Source organism: Curtobacterium sp. PhB190 (assembly GCF_004365385.1).
Lineage (GTDB): Bacteria > Actinomycetota > Actinomycetes > Actinomycetales > Microbacteriaceae > Curtobacterium.
This window is the reverse complement of the sequence record NZ_SODN01000002.1, coordinates 178,365-203,281: the sequence shown is the minus strand read 5'-3', so window position 1 is coordinate 203,281 and position 24,917 is coordinate 178,365. Positions and strand designations below refer to the sequence as shown.

Annotated in this window: 19 protein-coding genes; 5 read left to right on the top strand and 14 right to left on the bottom strand. The window is 71.0% G+C overall.

All coding sequences use genetic code 11. The features are described 5' to 3' along the window. Positions 1 to 3: 3 nt before the first annotated feature. From rhaI to EDF47_RS03680, 7 genes are all read right to left on the bottom strand, one after another. Complete coding sequence (gene rhaI, locus EDF47_RS03710) at positions 4 to 1,176, bottom strand: L-rhamnose isomerase (protein WP_133937966.1); 1,173 nt, start codon at positions 1,174 to 1,176, stop codon at positions 4 to 6. A gap of 335 nt (positions 1,177 to 1,511) precedes the next feature. Continuing rightward, on the bottom strand, positions 1,512 to 3,818 hold the full coding sequence (locus EDF47_RS03705) for an alpha-L-rhamnosidase (RefSeq protein WP_133937964.1): 2,307 nt from the start codon (positions 3,816 to 3,818) through the stop codon (positions 1,512 to 1,514). Positions 3,819 to 3,938: 120 nt separating this feature from the next. After that, entirely contained in the window at positions 3,939 to 4,745 is an 807-nt protein-coding gene (locus EDF47_RS03700; protein WP_235036067.1) for a carbohydrate ABC transporter permease, read from the bottom strand. A gap of 86 nt (positions 4,746 to 4,831) precedes the next feature. Then, a complete protein-coding gene (locus EDF47_RS03695; protein ID WP_243649937.1) occupies positions 4,832 to 5,767 on the bottom strand; it encodes a sugar ABC transporter permease in 936 nt (311 codons plus the stop codon). Positions 5,768 to 5,771: 4 nt separating this feature from the next. Continuing rightward, positions 5,772 to 7,121, bottom strand: a complete 1,350-nt coding sequence (locus tag EDF47_RS03690; protein ID WP_131845794.1) for an ABC transporter substrate-binding protein — start codon at positions 7,119 to 7,121, stop codon at positions 5,772 to 5,774. 332 nt (positions 7,122 to 7,453) lie between these two features. After that, positions 7,454 to 8,539, bottom strand: coding sequence for a LacI family DNA-binding transcriptional regulator (locus tag EDF47_RS03685; protein ID WP_132099989.1), 1,086 nt, complete (start codon positions 8,537 to 8,539; stop codon positions 7,454 to 7,456). Between the two features lie 79 nt (positions 8,540 to 8,618). Further along, on the bottom strand, positions 8,619 to 9,629 hold the full coding sequence (locus EDF47_RS03680) for a LacI family DNA-binding transcriptional regulator (protein ID WP_123291975.1): 1,011 nt from the start codon (positions 9,627 to 9,629) through the stop codon (positions 8,619 to 8,621). Positions 9,630 to 10,061: 432 nt separating this feature from the next. On the opposite strand from EDF47_RS03680, the gene EDF47_RS03675 reads away from it, so the two are divergent. The 3 genes from EDF47_RS03675 to EDF47_RS03665 are packed head-to-tail and all read left to right on the top strand — an operon-like array spanning position 10,062 to position 12,230. Beyond that, positions 10,062 to 11,417 carry an MFS transporter gene (locus EDF47_RS03675; RefSeq protein WP_208320969.1) on the top strand — a complete coding sequence of 452 codons (1,356 nt, stop codon included), beginning with the start codon at positions 10,062 to 10,064 and terminating at the stop codon, positions 11,415 to 11,417. Then, positions 11,414 to 11,755, top strand: a complete 342-nt coding sequence (locus EDF47_RS03670) for an L-rhamnose mutarotase (protein WP_131879475.1) — start codon at positions 11,414 to 11,416, stop codon at positions 11,753 to 11,755. The genes EDF47_RS03675 and EDF47_RS03670 overlap by 4 nt, the downstream gene beginning before the upstream one ends. A gap of 43 nt (positions 11,756 to 11,798) precedes the next feature. After that, a complete protein-coding gene (locus EDF47_RS03665; RefSeq protein ID WP_133937962.1) occupies positions 11,799 to 12,230 on the top strand; it encodes a DNA methylase in 432 nt (143 codons plus the stop codon). 93 nt (positions 12,231 to 12,323) lie between these two features. Here EDF47_RS03665 and EDF47_RS03660 read toward each other — a convergent pair whose 3' ends face one another. The 7 genes from EDF47_RS03660 to EDF47_RS19715 all read right to left on the bottom strand — a co-directional run bounded on the left by EDF47_RS03660 (position 12,324) and on the right by EDF47_RS19715 (position 21,247). Beyond that, on the bottom strand, positions 12,324 to 14,993 hold the full coding sequence (locus EDF47_RS03660) for an alpha-L-rhamnosidase (protein ID WP_133937960.1): 2,670 nt from the start codon (positions 14,991 to 14,993) through the stop codon (positions 12,324 to 12,326). Positions 14,994 to 15,006: 13 nt separating this feature from the next. After that, the gene (locus tag EDF47_RS03655) at positions 15,007 to 15,951 is read right to left on the bottom strand and encodes a carbohydrate ABC transporter permease (protein WP_131879473.1); all 945 of its coding nucleotides are present in this window, start codon (positions 15,949 to 15,951) and stop codon (positions 15,007 to 15,009) included. Next, positions 15,948 to 16,925 (bottom strand): sugar ABC transporter permease, encoded by a 978-nt coding sequence (locus EDF47_RS03650; RefSeq protein WP_208320968.1) that lies wholly within the window; start codon positions 16,923 to 16,925, stop codon positions 15,948 to 15,950. The genes EDF47_RS03655 and EDF47_RS03650 overlap by 4 nt, the downstream gene beginning before the upstream one ends. Next, positions 16,922 to 18,289, bottom strand: a complete 1,368-nt coding sequence (locus EDF47_RS03645) for an extracellular solute-binding protein (RefSeq protein WP_165918785.1) — start codon at positions 18,287 to 18,289, stop codon at positions 16,922 to 16,924. The genes EDF47_RS03650 and EDF47_RS03645 overlap by 4 nt, the downstream gene beginning before the upstream one ends. Positions 18,290 to 18,454: 165 nt before the next feature. Beyond that, positions 18,455 to 19,756: a cytochrome P450 gene (locus EDF47_RS03640; protein WP_133937958.1), complete on the bottom strand. Its 1,302-nt coding sequence runs from the start codon at positions 19,754 to 19,756 to the stop codon at positions 18,455 to 18,457. 28 nt (positions 19,757 to 19,784) lie between these two features. Beyond that, a complete protein-coding gene (locus tag EDF47_RS03635) occupies positions 19,785 to 21,053 on the bottom strand; it encodes an NAD(P)/FAD-dependent oxidoreductase (protein WP_166673182.1) in 1,269 nt (422 codons plus the stop codon). 2 nt (positions 21,054 to 21,055) lie between these two features. Then, a complete protein-coding gene (locus EDF47_RS19715) occupies positions 21,056 to 21,247 on the bottom strand; it encodes a ferredoxin (protein ID WP_165918787.1) in 192 nt (63 codons plus the stop codon). Positions 21,248 to 21,390: 143 nt separating this feature from the next. On the opposite strand from EDF47_RS19715, the gene EDF47_RS20300 reads away from it, so the two are divergent. Continuing rightward, on the top strand, positions 21,391 to 22,251 hold the full coding sequence (locus EDF47_RS20300; RefSeq protein WP_133937954.1) for an AraC family transcriptional regulator: 861 nt from the start codon (positions 21,391 to 21,393) through the stop codon (positions 22,249 to 22,251). 62 nt (positions 22,252 to 22,313) lie between these two features. Further along, positions 22,314 to 24,890, top strand: coding sequence for an alpha-L-rhamnosidase (locus EDF47_RS03625; protein WP_133937951.1), 2,577 nt, complete (start codon positions 22,314 to 22,316; stop codon positions 24,888 to 24,890). Positions 24,891 to 24,917 lie beyond the last annotated feature (27 nt).

The following is a 24,917-nucleotide window of genomic DNA, read 5'->3' as shown; positions in this document are numbered from 1 at the left end:
TGTCTACGCGCCCCAGCCGGCCTGGACGCCACCGACGCGGTCCTCGGCGATCGACTGCTGGTACCCGGAGTCCAGGTACGCGCGCATCGGGTTCGCCGGCAGACCGCGGGATTCGCGCCACGCGGCGAGGTCCGCCCGGACGTCGGTCTGGTACGCGTCCATGAAGACCTCGTTCGCGCCGAGGACGTCGTGGGCCTCCTGCGCTGCGGTCAGGGCCACGCGGTCGAGGAGCAGTGCCCGGGCCGTCATCTCCTGCACGTTGAGCACGGAGCGGATCTGACCGGGGATCTTGTCCTCGATGTTGTGGCACTGGTCGAGCATGAACGCGACGTCGTGGTTGTCGTAGCCGCCGCCGCGGATGACCTCGACCAGGATGCGGAACAGCTGGAACGGGTCCGCTGCGCCCACGATCAGGTCGTCGTCGGCGTAGAACCGCGAGTTGAAGTCGAAGCTGCCGAGCTTGCCGAGGCGCAGGAGCTGCATCACGATGAACTCGATGTTCGTGCCGGGGGCGTGGTGGCCGGTGTCGAGGCAGACCATCGCCTTGTCGCCGAGCGCGGACGTCTGCACGTAGCTCGTGCCCCAGTCCGGCACGTCGGTGTGGTAGAACGACGGCTCGAAGAACTTGTACTCGAGCACCAGGCGCTGGTCGGCACCGAGGCGGTCGTAGATCGTGCTGAGCGACTCGTGCAGGCGGTCCTGGCGGGAGCGCATGTCCTCCTGCCCGGGGTAGTTCGAGCCCTCGGCGAGCCAGATCTTCAGGTCGCGGCTGCCGGTGGCGTCCATCACGTCGATGCAGCGCAGGTGGTGGTCGATCGCCTTCTGCCGGATCGTCTCGTCGACGTGGGTCAGGGCGCCGAACTTGTAGTCGTCGTCCTGGAACGTGTTCGAGTTCACGGTGCCGAGCGACACCCCGTGCTCTTCGGCGTGCCGCTTGAGGTCGCTGAAGCCGTCGACGAGGTCCCACGGGATGTGCAGGGCCACGGTCGGTGCGAGGCCCGTGTACTTGTGCACCTGGGCGGCGTCGGCGATCTTCTCGTACGGGTCGCGCGGGGTGCCGGGCGTGCTGAACACCTTGAAGCGGGTCCCGGAGTTGCCGAAGGCCCAGCTGGGCAGCTCGATCTGCTGTCGTGCGAGCTGGTCGGCGATGCCGGTGAAGGTCGGGGTCGATGTCATCGTGTCACTTCCTCGTGTGCGATTGAATCGTTTCATACAGTACGGGTCGCGGCGGTCTGCCGCAACCGTGTGGGGTGTGTTGCGTCGCGCGCCCCGTTGCGGTCATCGCGCCCCGGAGAGTCGGGGCGCGATGACCGCACGGGGGCGCGATGCGGGACGGGCGCGGGCGCGATGCGCGCACGGGGGCGCGGGACGGGCGCGGGCTGCGCGCCCCGTTGCGGTCTTCGCGCCCCGAAGAGTCGGGGCGCGAAGACCGCCCGGGGGCGCGACGCCGGGCGAGCGCCGTCAGGCGTCCCGCGCACCCACCGTGACCAGCCCACCGTCCGCTCCCCGCGCTACGCCGCGGGGACCGCAGCCGGCGCGCGCAGCTCGTGCGAGCCAGCGCCGAGCCGCTGCTCCGCAGCACCCGGCAGGCGCACGACCGCAGTGACGCCCTCCGGCACCTGTGCACGGACGAGCAGCTCGCCGTCGACGAGCTCCCACCGCACCGCGATGTGCCCGTGCACGGAGTCGAGCGACGTCGAAGCCCACGTCAGGCCACCGCCCGGCTGCGGTGCGATGAGCACGGAGGCGTACCCCGGTTCGAGCGCCGACAGACCGCCCACCACCCGGTGCATCCAGTCCGCCACGGCACCGAGTGCGTAGTGGTTGAACGAGGTCATCTCACCCGGGTTGATGGTGCCGTCCGGCAGCATCGAGTCCCAACGCTCCCAGACCGTCGTCGCACCCATCGTCACCGGGTACAGCCACGACGGGCACTCCGTCTGCAGAAGCAGCCGGTACGCGTCGTCGAGGTGTCCGGTCTGCGTCAGCGCGTCGGTGATGAACGGCGTACCCGCGAAGCCCGTCGAGATCCGGTACCCGGACTGCTCGGCCAGCTCCGCCAGGCGGTCGCCCGCACGGCGCTCGTCGTCCTCGTCGAGGATGCCGAACACGATCGCGAGCGCGTAGACGGTGGTGCAGTCGCTCCGGATGCGGCCGTCGGTCACGTAGTGCTGACGGAACGCGGCCTGGAGGCCCGTGGCGAGCTCCTCGGCTTCCGTCGCCTCCGCCTCGTGGCCCGTCAACCGCGCCGCCTGCGCCACCAGGGTCGCGCTGCGGTACGCGCACGCCGTCGCGACGACGCCCGGGTCGGCCTTCGCCTTGGCGGCGTCCTCCGGCGGGGCGTCCGGGTCGAGCCAGTCGCCGAACTGGAAGACGGTGGCCCACAGGCCCTCGGGTGACAGGTGGCCCTTGATGCGGCGGAGGTGCGCCGTCATCGAGTCGAGCTGCTCCTCGAGCACCGCGGTGTCGCCGTAGGCCTGGTACAGGGTCCACGGCACCCAGACGCCGGCGTCCGACCAGATGGCGGTGGCGTCGGGGGTGCCGAAGTCCTCGGCGGGGGAGTACTTGAGCACGTCCGGCACCACGAACGGGATGACACCGTCGGCGTGCTGCTGCTCGAGCCACACGTCGCGGAGCCAGTCGCCCAGGAACGCGCGGGTGTCGAACAGGTAGGACGCCGTCGGCGCGAACGCCGCGATGTCGCCCGTCCAGCCGAGGCGCTCGTCACGCTGCGGGCAGTCGGTCGGGACGCTCAGGAAGTTGCCCTGCATGCCCCGGATGACGTTGTCGTGGAACGTGTTGAGCAGCTCGTGGCTGGACTCGAAGGTGCCCGTCCGGGTCAGGTCGGAGCCGACCTGCACCGCGGTGACGGCCGCGCGGAGTTCGTCGAGCGTGCCGGTCCAGCCGTCGACCTGGGCGTACCGGAAGCCGTGGAAGGTGAAGCGGGGCTCGAAGCGGTCCTCACCGCCGCTCAGGGTGAAGTGGTCCGTCGCCTTCGCGGTGCGCAGCGGGCGGGTGCCGAGCTCGTCGTGTTCGAGCACCTCGGCGTGCTTCAGGGTCAGCACCCTGCCCGCGGGCCCAGAGGCGACCACGCGGAGCCAGCCGACCAGGTTCACGCCGAAGTCGATCAGCGTCGCGCCGGACGGGCTCGTCCACACCTCGACGGGGGCGATCTCGGCGAGGGGTCGGACCGGCGGCACGGTGTCGGCGACGAGTTCGCGCTCGCCGATGTCGACGGTGCGCACGGCGCTGGTGCGTCCCTCGTGGCCGTCGACGCTCGGTGTGGTGACCTCGCCGGGCGTCAGGAAGGAGCCGTCGCGGAGTCGGGCGTCGATGTCCTCGCCGTCGTACAGCTGGTCGGCGGTGATCGCGCTGGACAGGGCCTGCCAGTCCGTGTCGGTGGCGACGAGCTGTTCGTGGCCGTCGGCGAAGGTGATGCGGAGCTCGGCGAACGCGGCGGGCTCGTCGGCGTACCAGCCGCCGCCGCCACCCCAGGCGAGCCGACCGGCGGCCCAGCCCTTGCCGAGGACGAGTGCGAGCACGGCGGCGCCACCTGCGGGCGTCTCGGTCAGGTGTGGCGTGACGTCGTGCGAGACGACGCGGATGCGCCACTCGTAGCTCGTCCACCCCGGTTCGAGCAGGTGGTCGGAGACGCGTTCGCCACCGAGCCACGCCTCGACGACGCCGAGGGCGCTGACGTCGAGGGTCGCGCTCGTGACGGCGCCGTGGCCGTCGTCGAGGGTGAACTCGCGGCGCAGGATCGGTGCGCTCCCGAGGTCGGCGTCGCTCGTGATGAACGGTGCTGTCCAGGCGGTCATGTGGTGTGTCCTTTCACGCGACCGGTCGTCGTCGACCGGTGCGGGGGTCCGGGGCCCGGCCGCCCGCCCGGGTGGGCGGTGCGGCGGAGGCGGGTCGCGCCTCCAGGCAGAGGTCGGGCGTCAGCCCTTGACGGCGCCGCTGGTCATGCCGGCGACGATCTGGCGGTTGAAGAAGATGTACAGGATCAGCGGCGGGATCGTGATGAGCAGGACGTCGGTGAACAGCAGGTTGAGCTGGCTTACCGACTGGCTCTGGAACGAGTAGAGCGTCTGCTGCACCGTGGCGTTCTCGGATCCCGGCAGGAAGTACAGCGGGTTCGTGAAGTCGTTGAACACCGTGACGGACTGCACGAGCACGACCGTGATGATGACCGGCTTGAGCAGCGGCAGCACGACGCCGAAGAACAGACGGATCGGTCCGGCGCCGTCGAGGACGGCTGCCTCGTCGAGCTCCTTCGGGATCGTCGCCACGAACGCCCGGAAGAGCAGGATGCAGAACGACAGGCCGAAGGTCGCCTCGATGAGGATCATCCCGCCCATGGTCTTGAACAGGTTGAGCCCCTGCAGCACCCAGATCGTCGGGACGATCGCGGGCGGGACGATGAGGCCCGCCAGGACGAAGAAGTTGATCACGCCGTTCCACTTGCTCGGACGACGCTGCAGCACGTACCCGACCATCGCGGAGAACACGACCATCACGATCACGCTGCCCACGGTCAGGACCGCACTGTTCAGGAACGCGCGGACGATCACGCCGTCACCGGATCCGAACACGGCCTGCAGGTTCTGCCAGAGCTGCCACTCGGTCGGCAGGCTGAAGCCGAGCTGGTTCGCCTCGGCCGGGTTCTTCATGGCCTGCAGCAGGACGAAGACGAACGGCACCAGGAACACCACGAAGCTGACGACGATGGCGATCGAGCCGATGATCCACCGTCGGGTCCGGCCCGGGTGGCGGTTCCGGCTCGCCGGCGTCGGCGCACGGCCGGCGGTCCGGCGGGGGCTGGTGACGGCGGTCACAGGTCCGCCTCCTTGCGGTTCAGGAGCCACGAGATCGGGACCATGATCGCCGTGACGACCACGAACAGGACCACGTTGCCGGCGGTCGACAGGCCGTAGAACCCGGCCTGGTACTGCTTGTAGATGACGCTCGCGATGACGTCACTGGTGAACCCTGGCCCACCGCCGGTCATCGCCCAGATCAGGTCGAAGGACCGCAGCCCGCCGATCAGCGACAGGATGATGACGGTGCCCATCGCGGGACGCGACAGCGGCAGGGTGATGTTCCGGAAGATCGACCACGCGCTCGCGCCGTCGACCCTTGCGGCTTCGAAGTACTCCTGCGGGATCGCCACGATGCCGGCGATGAAGATGAGCGTCGCGATGCCGACGCCCTTCCAGACGTCCACCGCGGCGACGCTCCACAGGGCGAGGGCCGGGTCGGTCAGCCACCCCGGAGTGGGGAGGCCGACCGAGCCGAGGACGCCGTTGATGATCCCGTGGAACGGGTCCATCAGCGCCTTGAACGTGATGCCGATGCCGATCGTCGACACGAGCACCGGGAAGAACACGACCGCCCGCAGGTAGCCGCGCCCCAGCACGGGCGACGTGAGGAGCAGGGCGAGGGCGAGTCCGATGACCACCTTCGCCGCGCTCGTCACGAAGCCGTACTGGAACGTGTGCACGAACCCGGAGACGAGCTGCGGGTCCTGGAAGAACCGGACGAAGTTGTCGAAACCGATGAAGGTCTGGTCGAACAGCGTCCAGCGGGTGAGGGAGAAGTAGAACCCGGCGAAGGTGGGGACCGCGAAGAACACGACGTACAGCGCGATCGCGGGGATGAAGAACCACGCGGGGTAGAACGAGCGCATCCGCTTGCGCGCGGGACCGGTCCCGCCGGAACCCGCTCGGGTCTTCGCCGGCTCGAGTGCCGTCGTGAGTGTCGCGGTCACCGTGTCACCAGCCCTTGATGCCGAGCTGCTGTGCCTGCTGGACGACGTCGTCGTCGTACTGGTCAGCACCCTTGGCCGCGTTGGTGATGCCGGAGCCGACCTGCACGCAGATCTTCTCGAGGTTCGGGCCCTTGATCGGGGACAGGAACTCGAGCGCCGGGCTCGCCTTGCCGTCGTCCAGGTACTTCTGCAGGTCGTCGATCATCGGGGGCACGTCGTCGGGCAGCGAGCAGGTCGAGATGACGTACGGGCCACCGGGGGTTCCGGTGTCGTTCTGCACCTTGCAGCCGTCGGCCGAGTTCGCGAAGGCGATGAACTTCTTCGCGGCGGCGAGCTCGTCACCCTCGGTGGTCTTCGGGATGTACAGGCCGTTCGGCTCCCAGATGGTCAGGTTCGTGTCGTCGGCGTCCTCGGCCGGCAGCGCGAACGCTCCGATGTCCGCGACCGCGTCGGGGCTGTCCTGCTGCAGGGTCGAGATCGCGTTCGTCAGCATCGGGTACTGCGCCCCGGTGCCGTCGGCGAGCATCTTCAGGCCGTTCGCCTGCGTGGCCGAGGCGTAGTCCTCGTTGTAGAGGTCCTTGTCCTTGCCCTCGGCGAGGTGGTCGAAGCCGGCGAGTGCGGGGTCCTTGGCGTAGGACTCCTTGTTCGCGGTGTAGTTGTCCGCCCAGTCCTTGTCCTGCGCCGTGATGTTGGCGAAGTCGCCGAGCACGAACAGCTGGCTGGTCCAGGTGTCGCCGTACGTCTGGATGATCGGGGCGACCTTGCCGGCGTCCTTGATCTTCTCGCTGTTGCTGATGAACTCGTCCCACGTGGTGGGGACGCTGAGTCCGAGGTCGGCGTAGACCTTCTTGTTGTACATGACGCCGCCACCGAAGCTCGTGCCGAAGGGAGCGCCGTAGACGCCCTTGTCGGTGCTGACGACCTTGGTGAACTGCTCGTCGACGTCCTTCGTCCAGCTCTCGTCGGACAGGTCCACCAGGGTGTTGTCCGGGTTGAGGGCCTGCATGAGCGAACCGGAGTTGTAGTTGAAGACGTCGGCCATCTCGCCGGTCGACAGCTGGGTCTTCACCAGGTTGTCGCCGTCGGTGCCCTGCGGGCGGGTGTCGAACTTGACCGTGATGTCGGGGTTGGCCTTCTCGAACGCCTCGATGAGCGGCTTCGCGGTGGCTGCGGTCGCGGGTGAGTTGTCGGCCTGGTAGGTGATCTGCACCTTGCCGCCGCCTTCGTCGGCGGAACCGCCGGACGAACAGGCCGCGAGCCCGCCGATCAGGACCGTGGCGCCGCCGATGGCGACGAGCCGTTTGACGACGGCGCGCTTGGTGAGCGTCCTCGTGGTCAGGGAACGAGCTGACATTCCTTACCTCCTCGTAAGGCCCGGGGCGGGGTACCCCGGGTGAAACGGACCCGGATCCCGCGTCGTCGTGGGCTCCGGTTGCTGCTGTTTAGAACGTTTCAATCAGGATGGAACCACGTGGATTGAAGCGTGTCAATCGCTGTGCCGATTTCGTTACGGGAACGCGCATGCCTGGTGCGCGCGGTCCCGCCTCGCCCCACCCGCCCTGCTTCGCCCGCCCTGCCTCCACCCCACCCGCGAAAGCGACAGTGTGCCGCGAACTGTTCGCGCGGATCTGTCGCTTTGCCGGACCAGACGGCGTCCCGTGCCGCAGAACTGTCGCTTTCGCGCGCTCAGGCCTCGGTGCGGCGCGGGTCGCTCGGCGCCGTGGCCCGCGCGGCCGCTGCACCGGCGCGGCCGAGCGTGCTCTCGCGGGGGACGAGCTCGCTGCCGAGCACCACGGTGCGGTGGACGTGCATCGGGTCGGAGAGCTCCTCGAGCAGCAGGGCCACCGCGGTGGCGCCCATCTCCTCGCCGTGCATGGTGACCGAGGTCAACGGCACCGCGCCACCCCACGCGACCGAGTTGTGGTCGCACCCCGACACCGGGATGTCCTCCGGCACGCGGATGCCGGCGGCTCGGAGCTCGGAGACGACCGCCATGGCGAGCAGGTCGGTGACGCCCAGGACGCCGTCGGGCCGTTCGGCGACCGGCATCGCGGCGATCCGCGCGCCGGCGTCGGTGCCGCCGGGCGGGTCGATGTCACCGGCGTCGACGTCGACGAGTTCGACTCCGGGGTGTTCCGCGATCGCGCGGAGGAGCCCCGCGCGGCGACGGGCCACCGGCTGCAGGTCGGGCCGGGCACTCACGAAGCCGATGCGTCGGCAGCCCTGCTCGATGAGGTGCTGTGCGGCGACGTACCCGGCCTGCTCGTTGTCGACGACCACCGAGCAGGCGTCCACCTCGGTCGGTTCGTAGTTGACGTAGACGACGGGCAGGCCGTGCTGCTTCGCTGCCTCGACCTGTGCGCGAGACTCCGTCATCGAGGCCAGCAGGATGCCGGACACCCGGGTGCTCTCGAGGAACGCGAGGTGTTCGCCCTGCGCCTCGAGGTCGTTCTCGCTGCTGGCGACGAGCAGGGTGCGCCGGCGTTCGCGGGCGGTCGTGTGCGCACCGCTCACCACGTCGGTGAACAGCGAGTTGCGGAGCGAGGCGACCACGAGACCGATCGCCCGGGTGCTGCCGGACACCAGTGCCCGGGCGTTGCGGTTCGGCGTGTACCCGAGTTCGGCGATCGCGTCGTGCACGCGTGCGGCCGTGGACTCGGCGACCCGCTCGGGGTGGTTCAGGACGTTCGAGACCGTCGCCAGCGAGACGCCGGCGCGAGCTGCGACGTGGTGCACGCTCGGCGGGCCGTCGCGCCGGGGGACATGCACCATGCTCCGATCGTAGGCCGCAGCGGCGGCCGGTCCGTGCCGCAGAGCCGGGCAGGCTGATGGGCAGACGCGAGGCGGTCGGCTACGCGTCGGCGACGGAGGACTGCCGGACCACGAGCTCCGGCGTGAACTCGACGTGCTCGAGGTCGATGCCCTGCCCGAGCTCGACCTGCTTCGTCAACAGCTCGATCGCCTGGCGCCCGAGGTCCTGTGCAGGCTGGCGCACCGAGGTCAACGGGACGACGGCTGCCTCGGCGAAGGCGATGTCGTCGTAGCCCACGATCGCGATCTCGTCCGGCACCGCGATCGTGCCGCGCATGATGAACGCCTGTTCGAGGCCGACCGCGAGCAGGTCGTTCGCCGCGAACACCGCGTCCGGCCGTTCACCGCGGGGGCGTGCCTGGAGTTCTTCGCCGATGCGACGCCCTTCGAGCACCGACAGTGACGCGGTCGGCAGGACCTCGAGCTCGATACCAGCTGCCCGGGCCGCCGACAGTGCCCCGGCGTGCCGGTCGGCAACCTGGCGGATGCTGGACGGGCCACCGACGAACGCGATGCGTGTCCGCCCGATGGCCGCGAGGTGCTCGACCGCGATGCGACCGCCCGCGACGTCGTCCACCGACACCGAGGCGAAGTGCTCGTCGTCGGCGCGGCGGTCGACGAGCACGACGGCGGTGCCCTGGTCGCGCAGGCGGGCGAGGCGGGACAGGTCGTCACCGGCGGGGGAGATGAGCAGGCCGGCGACGCGGCGTTCCTCGAACAGGTCGACGTAGGTGCGCTCGCGGTCGGTGGACTCGTCGGAGTTGCCGATCAGGACGGCCAGGCCCTTGTCCATCGCGGCGTCTTCGGCGCCGCGCGCGACGTCGGTGAAGAACGGGTTGCCGCCGTCGAGCACGATCAGGCCGACGGTGGAGCTGCGGCCGGCCCGGAGCTGGCGTGCGGAGTCGTTGCGGACGAACCCGAGCGCGGCGATGGCGGACTGCACCCGGTCGACGGTGGTCGGGGCCACCTTGTCGGGACGGTTCAGGACGTTCGACACCGTCCCCAGGGACACGCCGGCGAGCGCTGCCACCTCTCGCACACTGACCGCCATGTGGCCATCCTGGCATCGCACCTGCGCTTCCGGGTGGTGCGCGCCGTGATCTGTGGAAAACGGCGGACGGGAGGCGCGGTGCGGGCTGGGCCCGGGCCTCCCGTCCGGTGGGTGGTCGCGTCCACCGCACGGTGCGAGATCGTGGGTGCGGCCGCGCCCCGTGCGTGCTCCGCTCCGGCGTCGCACCGTGCGTGCTGCGCCGCCACGTGCGAGGTTGGCCGCTCGGTGCGCGCTTGCAGCGCCGCACGGAGCGGGCAACCTCGCACCGAGTGAGCGACCGCGCACCGTGCGGACGCGGGCCCGCACCGTGCGGACGCGGGCGCGCCGCACGCGGACGCGCAAAGCACGGACTTGCCAACGCCCGCCGGGGCGCACTATCGTCTCGCTGTCCCGTTGAAACGATTCACTGGCGAACACGCGAACGGAGGACCAATGGCGGTCCGAATCGGAGCCCGGAGCACCACGGGCTGGAAGGCGACCGTCTCGGTCGCCATGTCGAACTACATCGAGTCGGGGTCGATCATCGCGATCGCCACGAGCCTCAGTCTGTGGCAGGCGCAGTTCCACGTCGGCGACCTCGAGGTCGGTCTGCTGGCGAGCCTGTCGGCGAATGCGTTCGGCGCGGCCGCCGGCGCCATCATCGGCGGACCGCTGTGCGACCGCTACGGCCGGAAGTTCATCTACACCTACGACCTGCTGCTCTACATGCTCGGCATCCTGCTCGCGGTCTTCGCCGGCAGCTACGGCATGCTGCTGGTCGGCTTCATCCTGACCGGCATCGCGGTCGGCGCCGGGGTGCCGGCGAGCTGGACCTACATCGCCGAGCAGGCACCAGCGGACAAGCGCGCCGCCCACGTCGGCACCGCGCAGCTCGCCTGGTCGATCGGCCCGATGGTCGGCTTCGCGTTGGCCATCGCCGCCGCACCCCTCGGACTGCTCGGCAGCCGGCTCATCTTCGCGCACCTGTTCGTCGTCGCCGCCGTCGTCTGGTGGCTCCGCCGCGGGCTGCCGGAGTCGGCGATCTGGAAAGACGAGCGCGCCGCGACAGGCACCGCGAACTTCTTCCACGGGATCACCCAGCTGTTCAGCCGGCGCCGGAACCTGACCGCGATGCTGTTCCTGTTCGGCGTCTACGCGCTCTGGAACACCGTCGCCGGGCAGGCCGGCATCTTCCAGCCGCGGGTGTACTCGGCCACCGGGGTCACGAGCGTCACCGAGCAGTACGGCCTGCAGATCCTGGTGTGGGGCTGCACCGTCGCCGCGACCTACTTCGGCTTCATGCGCTACGGCGACCGGGTCAGTCGACGGTTGCTGTTCGCCCTCGGCGCGGTGCTGGCGATCGTCGCCTGGGCCGTCCTGATCTACGCGCCGGCGAACCTCGGCACGCTGCTGTTCTTCGCCGTGGCGTGGGGCATCTCGTCGGGCATCGGTGCCCAGGCGTTCTACGGCCTCTGGACGAGCGAGCTCTTCGCCACCCGGTACCGGGCCAGTGCGCAGGGCGTGCTCTTCCTCGCCGCGCGGGTCATGGTCGGTCTGCTGAGCATCTGGTTCCCGCTGCTGCTGTCCGACATCGGACTCCGTGCGCTCGGCGGACTCATCCTGGGGCTCCTCGCGATGTCGTTCCTGGTCGGCACCATCTGGGCGCCGAGCACACAGGGCAAGACGCTCGAGGCGATCGAGGCCGAGCGGTACGGCACCGTGACCACCGTCACCGGTACCGTGCGCACCGCCGACGAGCGCGCCGTGCAGGACGCCGAACGGCGTCGCCGCGCCGAGGCCGACCGGTGACCCGCGTCTGCTTCCGACTGCAGGTGCAGGCCGAGCACCTGGACGCCTACCGCGAGCGGCACGCCGCGGTCTGGCCGGCGATGCTCCGGGCGATCGCCACGGCGGGGCGGCGGAACTACTCCCTGTTCCTCGACGACGACGGCCTGCTGATCGGCTACTACGAGACCGACTCGGTGGCCGATGCCGACGCGTCGCTCGCGGCCTCCGAAGTCGCGAGCGCATGGGAGGCGCACATGCAGGACCTGTTCGACGGTGCCGCGGGTCGGGCGGACCAGACCGCGCGGGTGCTGCCCGAGGTGTTCAACCTGGAGGACCAGCTGGCCGCCGCCGCCGAGTGAGGAGCGGGGGAGCGGGGAGCGGGGGGCGGGTAGCGTCCGGTCCATGGCCGACGTGACCCACGCCGCGGACCTCGGGATCGACCTGTCCGACGGCAAGCCCCAACAGCTCTACCGGTGGTTCCTCGCGAGCATGCTCTTCGGCAGGCCCATCCGGCAGGAGCAGGCGGCGGAGACCTACCGCGTCCTCATCGACCACGGGTTCACCAGCCCGGGGAAGTTCGCGGGCGCCGGACGCGAGCAGTTGCGGAGGGTCCTGGACGAGGGCGGCTACGCGCGCTTCGACTACCAGATGACCGATGCCCTGCACGAGACGATGCACACGCTCGACGCCGACGAGGGCTCCGTGTCGCACCTGGTGAAGACCGCGGCATCGCGGAAGGACCTGCGCGACCGACTCGGCACGCTCAAGGGGATCGGTCCGAAGACGATCGAGATCTTCCTGCGGGACATCCCGGACGCGGTGCTGCCGGACTGAGCGCGAGTGCGTGCCCGGATGACTTCGTGAGCAGGAATGGTCGGGTGGGATGACCCGACCCGACCATTCCTGCTCACGAAGCGCCCGCCCGCGCTACACGGGAACCGAGGCCTGCCACGTGCCGTGGGCCAGCGGCGTCGCCGGAGCGCCGGGCAGGTCGAGCACCGCGGTCGCGCCGACCGGCACGGTGACCGAGACCGACAGCGTGCCGTCGACGACCTCCCAGTCGATCGCCGCCCGTCCGTGCGGGGTGTCGAGCGCTGCCCCCGCCGAGGTCAACCCACCACCGGGGCGCGGGGCGAACAGGATGTCCCCGTAGCCGGGGGACGCGAGCGCGATGCCGGCCACCACCCGGTGCATGAAGTCCGCGACCGACCCGAGGGCGTAGTGGTTGAACGACGTCATCCCGCCGGAGTTCACACGGCCGTCCGGCAGCAACGAGTCCCAGCGCTCCCAGATCGTCGTCGCGCCCTGCGCCACCGGGTAGAGCCACGACGGGCACTCGTCCTGCAGCAGCATCGCGTAGGCGTCGTCGAGGTGCCCGGCCTGCAGCAGCGCGTCGCAGACCACGGGGGTGCCCGCGAACCCGGTGCCGATCCGGTGCCCGTTCGCGCGCACCAGGGCGGCGAGCCGTTCACCGACCGGCCCCGAGGCGTCGACGAGCCCGAACACGATCGCGAGCGCGCTGGACGCCTGCGAGTCGTCGAGCACCTCGCCGGCGTCGGACAGGAATCGCTCGCGCCATGCATCGCGGATCCGGCCGGCCAGCGCCGCGTAGTGCTCGGCGGCCGACGAGTCGCCGAGCACCCCCGCCCATGCCGCCAGCACCGACGTCGATCGGTAGGAGTACGCCGTCGCCAGGCAGTACTTGTCGGCCTTCGCGGCCGCGGCGTCCTCCGGCGGGGCGAGCGGGTCGAGCCAGTCGCCGAACTCGAAGCCGTCGACGCGCACCAACGACTCGTCCGAGGTCGCGTGTACCCCGTCGACCCAGGCCTTGGCGGAGGCCCACTGGTCCTCGAGCAGCCCGACGTCGCCGTACGCCCGGTACAGCTCCCAGGGTGTGAGCACCGCCACGTCGCCCCACACGGCGGCGTGGTTGCCCTCGGGGTCGGCGCCCGGCAGCGTCGGCACGTAGTGCGGCACGCCGCCGTCCGGTCGCTGCTCGAGCGCGAGGTCCCGCAGCCACGACCGCAGGACGCCGGCGCAGTCGTACAGGAACGCCGCGGTGGGCGTGAACACCTGCAGGTCGCCGGACCAGCCGAGCCGTTCGTCGCGCTGCGGGCAGTCGGTCGGGATGTCGACGAAGTTGCCGCGCATCGACCAGACGACGTTCTCGTGGAACCGTTCGAGTCGTGGATCCGAGCAGTGGAACCACCCGGTGCGGCGCATGTCCGAGTGCAGGACCTCGGCGACGATGTCCCCGGGCTCGAGCGTCGCGGACGGCCATCCCTCGACCTCGGCGTAGCGGAACCCGTGCACCGTGAACCGCGGGTGCCACGTGCCGGTGCCGTCGTCGGACGGCCCGGAGTAGAAGACGTCGGTGGCCTTCGCGGTGCGCAGTGGCCTGGTGGCGAGCTCGTCGTCCTGCATGACCTCGGCGTGCCGCATCGTGACGCCGAACGGTCCGACCGCGTGGTTCCGGATCCGCAGGCGGCCCGGCAGGTTCTGCCCGAAGTCGAGCTGGATCGCGCCGGCGTCCCAACGCCGTGACCACGTCGGTTCGATCTCCTCGGTCACCCGGACGACGGGGCCGTCGGCGGCGACGAGCGAGGCGGACGGGCGGTCGAGGACCTCGACCGGGTCCCAGTCGGAGTCGTCGAACCCGACGGCCTGCCAACCGTCGGGCTCGACTCCGCCATCCCACTTCTCTCCGTCGTAGAGGCCGGAGAGCAGGATCCCGGCGCGTGCGGCGCGCCAGGAGTCATCGGTGCCGAAGGTCTCGGCCGTGCCGTCCTCGTACTCCACCTCGAGTTGGGCGATGAGTGCGAGGCGGTCGCCGTAGACGTTCCGCATACGGTCGTCCCAGGTGATCCGGCCGCGGTACCAGCCGTCCGCCAGGCGCGCGCCGAGGACGACGTCGCCGCCCTGCGACAGGTGTCCGGTGACGTCGTGCACGAGGTACCGCACGCGGTGTCCGTACGACGTCCACCCCGGCGCGAGCTCGGCGTCGCCGACGCGCACCCCGTCGATGGTCACCTCGTGCAGGCCGAGGCTCGCGACCGCGAGCCGCGCCCGGCGGACCGGCCCGCGCAGCGAGACCTGTCGCCGGAGCACCGGCGGTGCCTGGTCGACACGGGTGTTCTCCCGCCAGGGCGCGGCGACGAACGAGGCGGTCCAGTCGCTGTCGGCCAGGAGGCCCGCCTCGACCTCCAGGGGCTCGCTCCAGTCCGTCGCGTGCTCGGCTCCGGTGCCGTCGTCGCCCACCACACGGACGCGCCAGACCGCGCGCTCGCGGGACGTCAGTGGTGCGAACGGCCACGCGACGAGGACGCCGGAGCCGTCGACCCGGGCGGAGGAACCGGCGTCGTCGCCCGCCGACCGCGAGACGAGTTCGACGTCGGCTCCGATCGGGGACCAGCCCGCGGGGGCGTCGGGTACGAGCCACGACAGGCGCGGAGTCGGTGAGCCGATCCCGAGGGGGTCGCGGAGGTGTTCGACGCGGAGCCCCGACGGGGCGACCGTGTCCTGCGGGCCGGTGGCGGGCCTCCCGGTCGGGTGGGAGCCGGCCACACGGCGGGCGGTGGATGTCGTCGTGTCGGTCATGCGGTTCCTTTCGTCAGTCCTTGATGCCGGACATCGTGATGCCCTGGATGAAGGTCTTCTGGGCGAAGAAGAACAGCACCACGATGGGGATGAGGATGATGGTCGAGACGGCCATGAGGGGGCCGACCGCGGTGTCGCCCTGCGCGCCCTGGAAGAACGTCAGGCCGAGGGACAGGGTGTACTGGCTCGACTTCGTCAGGTACAGGAGCGGGCCGAGCAGGTCGCTCCACGACGCCAGGAACTGGAAGAGCATCACGGCCGCCAGCGCGGGCTTGCAGAGCGGCAGGATCACCTGGAAGAACACACGCAGCTCGCCGGCGCCGTCGATGCGTGCGGCGTCCGACAGCGCTTCGGGGATGCCGAGGAAGAACTGGCGCATCAGGAAGATGAAGAACGGGATGCCGAAGAACGTCGGCACGATGAGCGGTAGGTACGTGCCCGTCCAGCCGATGTCACGGTAGGCCACGAACAGCGGCACCATCGTGACGTAGAACGGCACCATCATCGTCGCGATCAGGATCGTGAAGATCCCGTTCCGCCACGGCCACCGGATCTTCGAGACGCCGTAGCCGACCATCGCGCTGGACAGTGCGGCGCCGATCATCGAGGGCACGCAGATCACGAGCGTGTTCCAGAAGTACTGCAGCAGCGGGAACGTGGCGAGGCCGTACGAGAAGTTGCCGGTCGTGATGGTGTCCGGGAACCACTTCACCGGGAACGCACCGATGTCCGCCTGGGTCTTGAACGCGCCCGTCACCATCCAGAACAGGGGCATCAGGAAGACGACGCTCAGCACGATCAGGACGGAGTGCTTCGCGATCGACTCGGCGACCTGCGGCCAGGTGCGCTTGCGGTGCTTCGGGACCGGTCGGCTGGGCTCCGCGGTGCCGGGGCGGCCGGGTTGCCCCGGCTCGAGGGCGGCCGCGGCCGCGCCGGTCGGACTGTCGATGGCGGTCATCGTGCCTCACCTCCGTAGTAGACGCGCCGGCCGATGATCCGGTACGCCAGGATCGAGACGGCGGCGATGATCACGAAGAGCACCCAGCCGACCGCGCTCGAGTAGCCGAGTTGGTAGTGGTAGAACGCGGACTGGTACAGGTAGACGCCGGACACCAGGGTCGAGCCGGCTGGATCGCCGTACCCGCCCGTCATCACGAACGCCTGCGTGAAGTACTGGAACCCGGCGATCAGGCCCGTGATGGTCGCGAACAGCAGCTGCGGGCTGATGAACGGCAGCGTCACGTTGCGGAACTGCTGCCAGGTGCCGGCGCCGTCGAGGGACGCCTGCTCGAGCAGGTCCTGCGGCACGCCCTGCAGGCCGGCGAGCAGGATCACCATGAGGTTGCCGACGCCCCACAGCCCGAACAGGATCAGCGCGGGCTTGGACCAGTCCGGGTCCGAGAGCCAACCGGGGCCCTGGATGCCGAACAGCCCGAGCACGTTGTTGATGACGCCGTACTGCGGGTTGAGGACGTACGCCCAGATCACCGCACTGGCGACGATCGGCACGATGGACGGGACGAAGAAGACCACGCGGTAGAAGCCGAGGCCCCGCACCCGCCAGTTCAGCAGCAGTGCCAGGCCGAGCGCGACGGCGATGCCGAGCGGGACGGAGATCACCGTGATGAAGAGCGTGTTGCCGAGCGACAGCCACCACTGGCCGTCGGCGAAGAGCGTCCGGTAGTTGTCCCAGCCGATCCAGTCGCGGCTGCCGCCGAGCAGGTTGGCGTTCGTGAAGCTGTTCACGGCGCTGGTGATGATCGGGCCACCCGTGAAGGCGACGAGACCGATGATCGCCGGCGCGGTGAAGAAGAGCCCCCACAGGAACGTCTGTCGCTGCGCGCGGGTGCGGGGGATCCAGTGGGTGAGCCAGCTGGACCCCTTGTCGCGCGACCGCGGTCCGCTGGTCGTGATGCTCCGTGTGACGGTCACGGGTGCTCCTTCCGGAACTCGTCGAGGGCGGAGTTGACCTGCGCGGCGACGCTCTTCATGGCGCGCTCGGGGGTCGTCTTGCCGTAGATGGCACTGCTGACGGCGACGTCGAGTGCCGTCGCGTAGGTGCTGGCGACCGGGATCGTCGGTCGGATGTTCCGCGCGGACAGCAGGCCCTCGCGGTAGATCGCGACCGTCGGGTCGTCGCGGAACTCCTGCAGGACCGGGGACTTCGTGTAGCCGGGCAGCAGGGTGCCGTTCGTGAAGTTCGCCTGGGTGCCCTCGTCGGACGTGGTCGCGAACTGCAGGAAGTCCCACGCGGCGTCGTGCTCCTTCGACTCCTTCGGGATGAAGAGGTCGTAGCCGCCGAGCCAGGTGGCACTGCCGGGGGAGCCGAGCCCCTCGGCGTAGGGGAACAGTGCGGCGCCGAGCTCGACCTTGGACGCGTCGCCCTGCTTGTAGACGTTCGAGCTGTCGGTCGTGGTCATCGGCGCCATGCCGACGTTCCCGCTCGCGATGGACGGCAGGGTCTGCGACGGAGCGGTGACGGCGAGCTGGCTGGCGCCGCCGACCTTCTTCGCGTAGTCGCACATCCACTGCAGCCCCTGCACGATGTTGTCGTCGTCCGGGGTCGCGACCTGGTTGTCGTCGCTCATGAACTTGCCGCCGAAGGCGAAGCCGAGCGTGAACATCGAGTTGCTGAAGCCGTAGTAGTCCCACGGGATCGTGCCGATGCGGGTGATCCGCCGGCCGTCCTTCCGCAGGATCTTGTCCGAGAACCGGTCGAGCTCGTCGATGGTCGTCGGCGGCGTCTCGGGGTCGAGGCCGGCGTCGGCGAAGACCTTCTTGTTCCAGAACAGCGGGAAGTTGACGTCGACCAGGATCGGGTGCGCGTAGATGCCGTCGGTCGCGGTCATCTGCTTCCACACCGCCGGGGCGTAGTCGGCTTCGCCGAGGCCGGCCTTCGCCATGTAGCCGTCGAGCTTCGTGACGACGCCGTACCCGGCGAACTGCGGGTACTCCTCGGGCGTGCAGAAGGCCAGGTCGGGCGGGGTGCCCGCGGCGATGGCGGTCTGCAGACGGATCTGGGTGTTGCCGGACAGCGGCGCGTACGTGACCCGGACGCCGGTGTGCGACTGCGACTTCTCGTAGAGCTCCCCGAGCAGCACCCAGGCGTTGCCGAGGGTGCCGCCCCAGATGTTGTAGAGCTCGATGACGTGGTCGCGGCCAGGTGCCGGGTCCTTGCTGAGTCGGATGCCCTGCTGGTCGGCAGCAACTGCGCCGCCGCTGATCACGGTGCACCCCGCGAGCCCGATCGTCGCTGTGCCGGCGGCGATCGCTGCGAGGAACGCCCGACGCGACACGTCGCGTGGCGCGGGCCTGGTGGGTGGGTGTGGTGGTCGGCTCGACATCGAGTCCCTCCGGTCATCTTCGTTGACAATCGGCACACCGTCCGGTGGAGGTGAATCGTTTCACCGGGCGGCTGGCGACAAATGTACGACGCTCCGGGCCGGAGCGCCAGCATTAATTCAGATCGATGGACAAATTGAACGAGGATCGGTTTTCGGGCCGGTCCCCGCGGTCTCCTGGCCCCACGTGACATGGACCGCTCCCGCCTCGTACGTGGCGACGGGGTTCGCGAACGGCAGCGGGTGGAGCTGGTCGGCGTCGAGCAGTCGGAGCCCGGGCAGGCCGGCGAGCAGTTGCGTGAGCGCCTGCCGGATCTCGAGCCGCGCGAGCTGCTGCCCGACGCACCCGTGCGGACCGTGCCCGAACCCGAGGTGCCCGAAGGCGTCCCGCTCGACGTCCAGGCGATCGGGGTCCGGGAACCGTTCCGGATCCCGGTTCGCACCGACGGGCGAGACCGACACCGTCGTGCCGGCCGGGACGAGCTGGTCGTCGACGACGACGTCCTCGGTCGCCGTCCGCGGGAACAGGGTCAGGAACATCGCACCGGTTCGCATGAACTCCTCGATGGCCGGCGCGATGCGGTCCGGGTCGTCGCGGAGCAGGGCCAGCTGGTCGGGGTTCGTGAGCAACGCGACCATGGCGGTGGCGATCAGGTAGGCGACGGAGTCGTGTCCCGCGCTCATGAGCTGGAACACGAGCCCCTCGACCTCGTACCGCTCGAAGTCCGAGGCGAGCAGGTCGCTCACGACGTCGTCGCCGGGATCGCCCGTCCGTCGGTCGAGGACCGTCCGGATGTGGTCGAACCGCTGCTGGGTGGTGGTCGTCGTCACCTGGTCGACGAACAGTTCCCGGAACTGCGGCACCAGGTCGTCCGGCACCCCGATCACCCGGCAGTGCGTCCGTGCGGCGATCGGCTGGGCGAAGTCGGCGAACACGTCGGCACCGGGGCCCAGCGCCCGGAACACCGCGAGCTGGCCGGCCACAGTGTCGTGCACCCAGGGCTCGCGACCACGGACCTGCTTCACCGAGAACCGGCTGGTCACACCGCGGCGCATGCGCTGGTGGGCGTCGCCGTCCAGGGCGAGCAGGTTGGCGGCGTCGATCGACCGGCGTGCGGCGTCGTCGAGCGTGTCCGGTGGAGGCGCCGTGGTTGCGTGCGCTGGGTCGTGGGCCGGTGCAGCGTCGCTCCGCGGCATGCGGTGGGGCAGCTGGCTGAAGCGCGGGTCGCCGAGCACCGCTCGCGCGGCCTCCCACCGGGTCTCGACCCTGCCGACGTGGCCGTCCTGGTACTCGAGCGGTACCGCGGCGTCGGATGCGCGCCACGCGGCGAGTGTCGGCGACGGGGCGAGCGGCGTGCCGTCCACGGGCAGGGTGCGCGCGTGCGCGAACGGGCAGGCGGCGGGTTCGGTCGAAGTGGTCACGGGGACCTCCAGGTCGGTGCGGTGCGGGTCATCGGGTGGGTGTCGGGATGCCGGCCGCCAGGAGCCGTCGTGCGCGTCGGAAGGACCGCGGTGCACCCCAGCCGACGACACCCGTGGTCGCGTGGTCGTTGGTACCACCGCGGTCGCCGGCACTGTCGTGGTCGCCGGCACCGCCGTGGTCGCCGGAGCGCTGCACGAGGACGGCCGGGTCGTCGTCCCACGGTTCGAGCGGCGCGGCGGGGTCGAAGGTGCCGGCTGCCTGCACGAGCACGCCGTGCACCTCGGACCAGAAGAACGGCACGCGCTCGGTCTGGTCGTCGTGGCCGGTGATGGTCGCGGCGACGGACAGGGCCTGCTCGATCGCGTTGGTCTGGTGCTCGACACGGGGTGGCAGCGACGTGCCGGACGCGGGAGCGGGTGCCGGTACGAGCCCGGGCGCCGCCCACCGCGCCACGTCGCCGATCGCGAAGACGTCGGGAGCCGCGACCCCGCGTGCATCGCAGCAGACGCCGTCGTCGACGACCAGCCCGGAGCCAGCGAGCCAGGCCGCGTTCGGACGTCCGCCGGTCGCGGCCACGACCACGTCGGCCGGCACGCGCCGACCGTCGCCGAGCACGACCGCCGTGCCGCCGCGCCCCGTGCCGCCGCGCCCCGTGCCGTCGGTCCGCGTGGCCTCGACCGCCCGTGCCCCGGCGCTCGGTTCGACCGTGACGCCCGCGGCCCGGTGCAGCGCGGTGAGCCGATCGGACAGCGCGAGCCCGACCGTCCCGAACGACAGCCCGCCACGACGTCCGACCATCGTGACCGCGCGCTCGCTGCCCCGGGCCGCCGACGCGATCTCGGACGCGAGCACCCCGCTGCCGATGACCACGACCCGCTCGGCCGACGTCCACGCGGCACGCAGCCGCACGGCGTCGTCGAGCGTCCGCAGCAGGTGCACGCGTTCGGCGCCCGGTACGGCGGGTCGGACCGCGGTCGCCCCGGTGGCGACGACGAGCACGTCGTACGCGATCGGGCCGGCATCGGTCAGCAGTCGGTGCGCCGACGGCTCGAGGCCGGTGGCTCGGACACCACTGCGGATCGTGACGTCGAGGGCGTCGAGCTCCGCGGCGGTCCGGAGCGCCGCGCGATCGGCATCCCATGCTCCGGTCAGGACCTGCTTCGAGAGCGGTGGCCGACCGTACGGCACGTGGGGCTCGTCGCCGACCAGGGTCACCGGCCCGCTGTGGCCCTCGGCCCGGAGCGCCTCGGCGACCGTCAGACCGGCGACCGAGGCGCCGACGACGACCACGTGCACGGTCAGTCCTGCAGGGTGATCGCGTGTGCGGGGCAGAGCGCCGCCGCGCGTCGGGCTGCTGGTTCGTCGGCGGCGCCCGGGTGCTCGTCGAGGAGCTCCACGATGCCGTCGTCGTCCTGGTCGAAGAGTGCTCCGGCGACAAGGGCGCACTGCCCGGCCCCGACGCAGATGTCCGTGTCCGCGGTGATCCGCATGGTCGTCCTCCTGTCACCGATCGCCGTCGACCGGTGCACCGACGCTACGTTCGGACCAGGTGGCGGCGGCATGGGTTCCGCGGGCAGAACCTGGACGATCCGGTCAACGCTGGTCCACCTGCACCGATGCGTACAGTGTCCGCATGGACGAACGCGCTGCCGCTGGCCCCGTCGTCGTCGCGGCGAACTGGTACCGCTTCCGCCCGGGTGAGCAGATCCACCACCTGTGGGTGCACAGCGTGTGCTGCCTCTGGGTGCTGAGCGGGAGTGGGGTGGTCGAGTCCACCGGGCAGCGGTTCCACCTGACCGCCGGCGACGTCCTCCGGCTGCCGTGGAGCCACGACGTCGCCTACCGCGCCGACGACCGCTCGCCGTTCCGGTTGGGGACGGTGCACGTCGTCCCGCGCCATGTGCGCGGTCGGCCGGTCGTCCCCGAGGTCGCGCACGCGCCCGGTGACCAGGTGCTGGGCGACTCCGCACGCTCCGACGATCCCGACGGCGTGGACCTCCCGATCCTCTGGCCGGGGCGCAGCAGTGTCGCGCGTCGCCTCGGGTCGCTCGGCCGGTACGTCGTCGAACGGTTCGCCGACGGCCCGTTCGACGAGTCGGTGTTCCGCGCGCTCGGGGCGGTCGTGCTCGCCGAGACCCGCGCCGCACGCGACGACGAACACGAGACGGTCCCGGTCGCGCTCGACCGGATGACGGACTTCGTGCTCCGGAACCTGCAGCGCCCGATGACCGTCGCCGAGATCGCCACCGCTGGCGACTGCAGTGAGTCGACGGCCGGCCGGCTGTTCGCCGCGCACCTCGGGTCGTCGGTGTCGAGCTGGGTGCGCGAGACCCGGATGCGAGAGGCAGCCGAACTGCTGTTGACGAGCGGACTCCGGGTCGGCGAGGTCGCCGCCGCAGTCGGGTTCGCCGACCCGCTGTACTTCTCGCGGGCGTTCCGTGACGCGTTCGGAGTCCCGCCGAGTCGCTACGGCATCGACCGCATCCGACCTTGATGCCGCACGGGTTGACAGCGCCCGGATCGTCCTGAATCGTTTCATCCGACCTTGGAGGTGCGATGGAGCTCCTGGACCACGACGTCGACGGCCAACACGACCCGATCGGGACCGCACAGTGCGGCCTGCGGTTCGCCTGGCGTCCCGACGAGACCCAGACCGCTGCGCAGGTGGTGGTCCGGGACGCCGACCGCGTCGTCTGGGACTCCGGCCGCACGGAGACGCCGACACCCTGGTTGCGTTCGCCGTCCGACCTGCGGTTCACCGCGTGGACCGAACACGCTTGGGAGGCCCGGGTGGAGTCCGCCACGGGCGTCGCCGTGGTACGCGGCAGGTTCACCCCGGCACCGCTCGCCGCCGCCGAGTGGTCCGGAGCACGCTGGATCGGAGGCCCGGCCAGCGCCGGAGCCGCCGCGCGTGACGCCGCCGACGACGGCCGGGGTCCGCGCGCACGCAGCGCGGACGGCAGCTTCGCCGCACCGGTGCTCTCGATCGGTGTGCCGGCCGGACCGCCGGTCGAACGGGTACTGCTCGCCCTCGCCGCCGGGGGCCACGCCGACGTGCGCGTCGACGGGGCGCTCGCCACCGACGAGGTCCTGGCGCCGACCACGACGCACTGGGACCGCCGGGTCCAGGTCGTCGTGCACGACCTGACGGCGGCGCTCGGCGACGGCAACGCGCACGAGGTCGGTCTCGAACTCGGCCGCGGCTTCCACGGCATGACGAACGCGAACGTCTGGGCGTGGGAACGGGCTCCGTGGCACGCGGAGCCCTCGGTCCGTGCGGTGCTCCGGATCGAGCGCGACGGCGGCGCGGTGGAGGTGCTGCCCACCGGACCGGACTGGACCGCGCGGGCCGGCACGATCCTCCTGGACGACCTGTACGGCGGCGAGCTGGCGGACCTGCGCCGTCGCGTCGGCGGGTCGCTGGCGGCGGTTCCGCAACCGGCCACCGTCGTCCCCGGCCCGGCCGGGGCGCTCGAGGCGCGACGTGAGCAGCCGATCCGGATCGTCGAGGAGCTCGCGGCCACCTCGGTCACCGAAGCCGCACCGGGGGAGTGGGTCGTGGCCTTCCCGCGGGTGATCGCCGGTTGGGTCGGTCTGCGGTTGCCGGCCGGTGCCGCGGGGCGGACGGTCCGGATCCGCTCGGGCGAACGGCTGCGCGCTGACGGACTGCCGAACGCCGACGACGACAACCACTACTTCGCCGACGGGTTCCAGACCGACGAGGTCACCCTCGACGACCGTGGCGGGTGGTGGGAGCCACGCTTCTCGTACAAGGGATTCCGGTTCGTGCAGCTCTCCGGTTGGCCGGACGCGTCCGGTCCCGCTTCGTCCGACGTCGTCGCCCGGGTGGTGCGCACCGACGTCGCACGGCGCGCGGACTTCCGGACCGACGAGGCCCTGCTGCAGTGGGTGCACGACGCGACCGTGCACACGATGGAGAACAACCTGCACGGGTACCCGACCGACACCCCGAAGTACGAGAAGAACGGGTGGACCGGCGACGCAGCGGTCGGCGCGGACATGTTCCTGACGAACCTCGACACCGCGGCGGTGCTCACGAAGTGGGTCGGTGACCTCGCGGAGACCGTCGCACCGGGGCACCCGCCCGCGCTGATCGCCCCCAACGCCGGCGTGTTCGGCGTCGACACCCGCGCACCCGTGTGGCACGCAGCGCTCGTCACCGTGCCGTGGGACGTGTACCGCCACACCGGGGACCCCGCAGTGCTGGAGCAGCACGTCGACGTCATCGAGGAGTACGCGCGCTTCGAGGCCGAACGGTCGCCCGGGGGGATCGCCGACACGATCCTCGGGGACTGGGTCGCCCCCGGCACGAGCCCCGGCGGCGGAAACCCACCCGAGGACTCCCGCGTGCCGGCCACCGCGTTCCTCGTCCGGATCCTCGACACCGTCGCCGCGATCGACGACGTGCTCGGGCGCGACGGGTCCTGGGCACGAACGGCCGCAGAGGACGTCCGCGCGGCGTTCACCGAGGCGTTCCTGCACGACGGCGCGGTCCGGGGCGAACGCGACGAGGGATTCCGACAGTCCCACCAGGTGCTCGCCCTCGCGTTCGACGTCGTGCGCGCCCCGTCCGACCGGGGAGCCGTGGCCGCGGCGCTCGCCGCCGACGTCCGGGCCCGCGGCGACCACCTGGACACCGGGGCGATCGGGACGAAGTGGCTGCTGCCCGTCCTGACCGACGCCGGCTACCCGGACCTCGCGCTCGCCGTCGCCCGACAGACCTCGCCACCGTCGTGGGGCGCCTGGCGCGAGGCCGGGGCGACGTCGATGTTCGAGCACTGGGACCTGGCGGCACGGTCGCACGGTCACTACTTCCTCGGGACGGTCGACGACTGGCTCACCGGGTGGGTCGCGGGGATCCGGCCGACCGAGGCCGGATGGCGGCGGTTCACCGTGGCACCCGCGGTGTGCGGCCCGGTCGGGTCGGCATCGTGCACGGTGCGGACCCCGTACGGCGACGCCGCGGTGGCGTGGACCGCCGATGACGGCACCGTGTCCCTCACCGTGACGGTGCCGCCCGGTTCCGGCGCGGACGTCGTCCTGCCCGACGGCACGCAGCACGTCGCCGGCCCCGGCACGAGTCACTTCGTGAGCAGAAACGGTCGAGTCTGACGACCCGACCCGACCATTCCTGCTCAC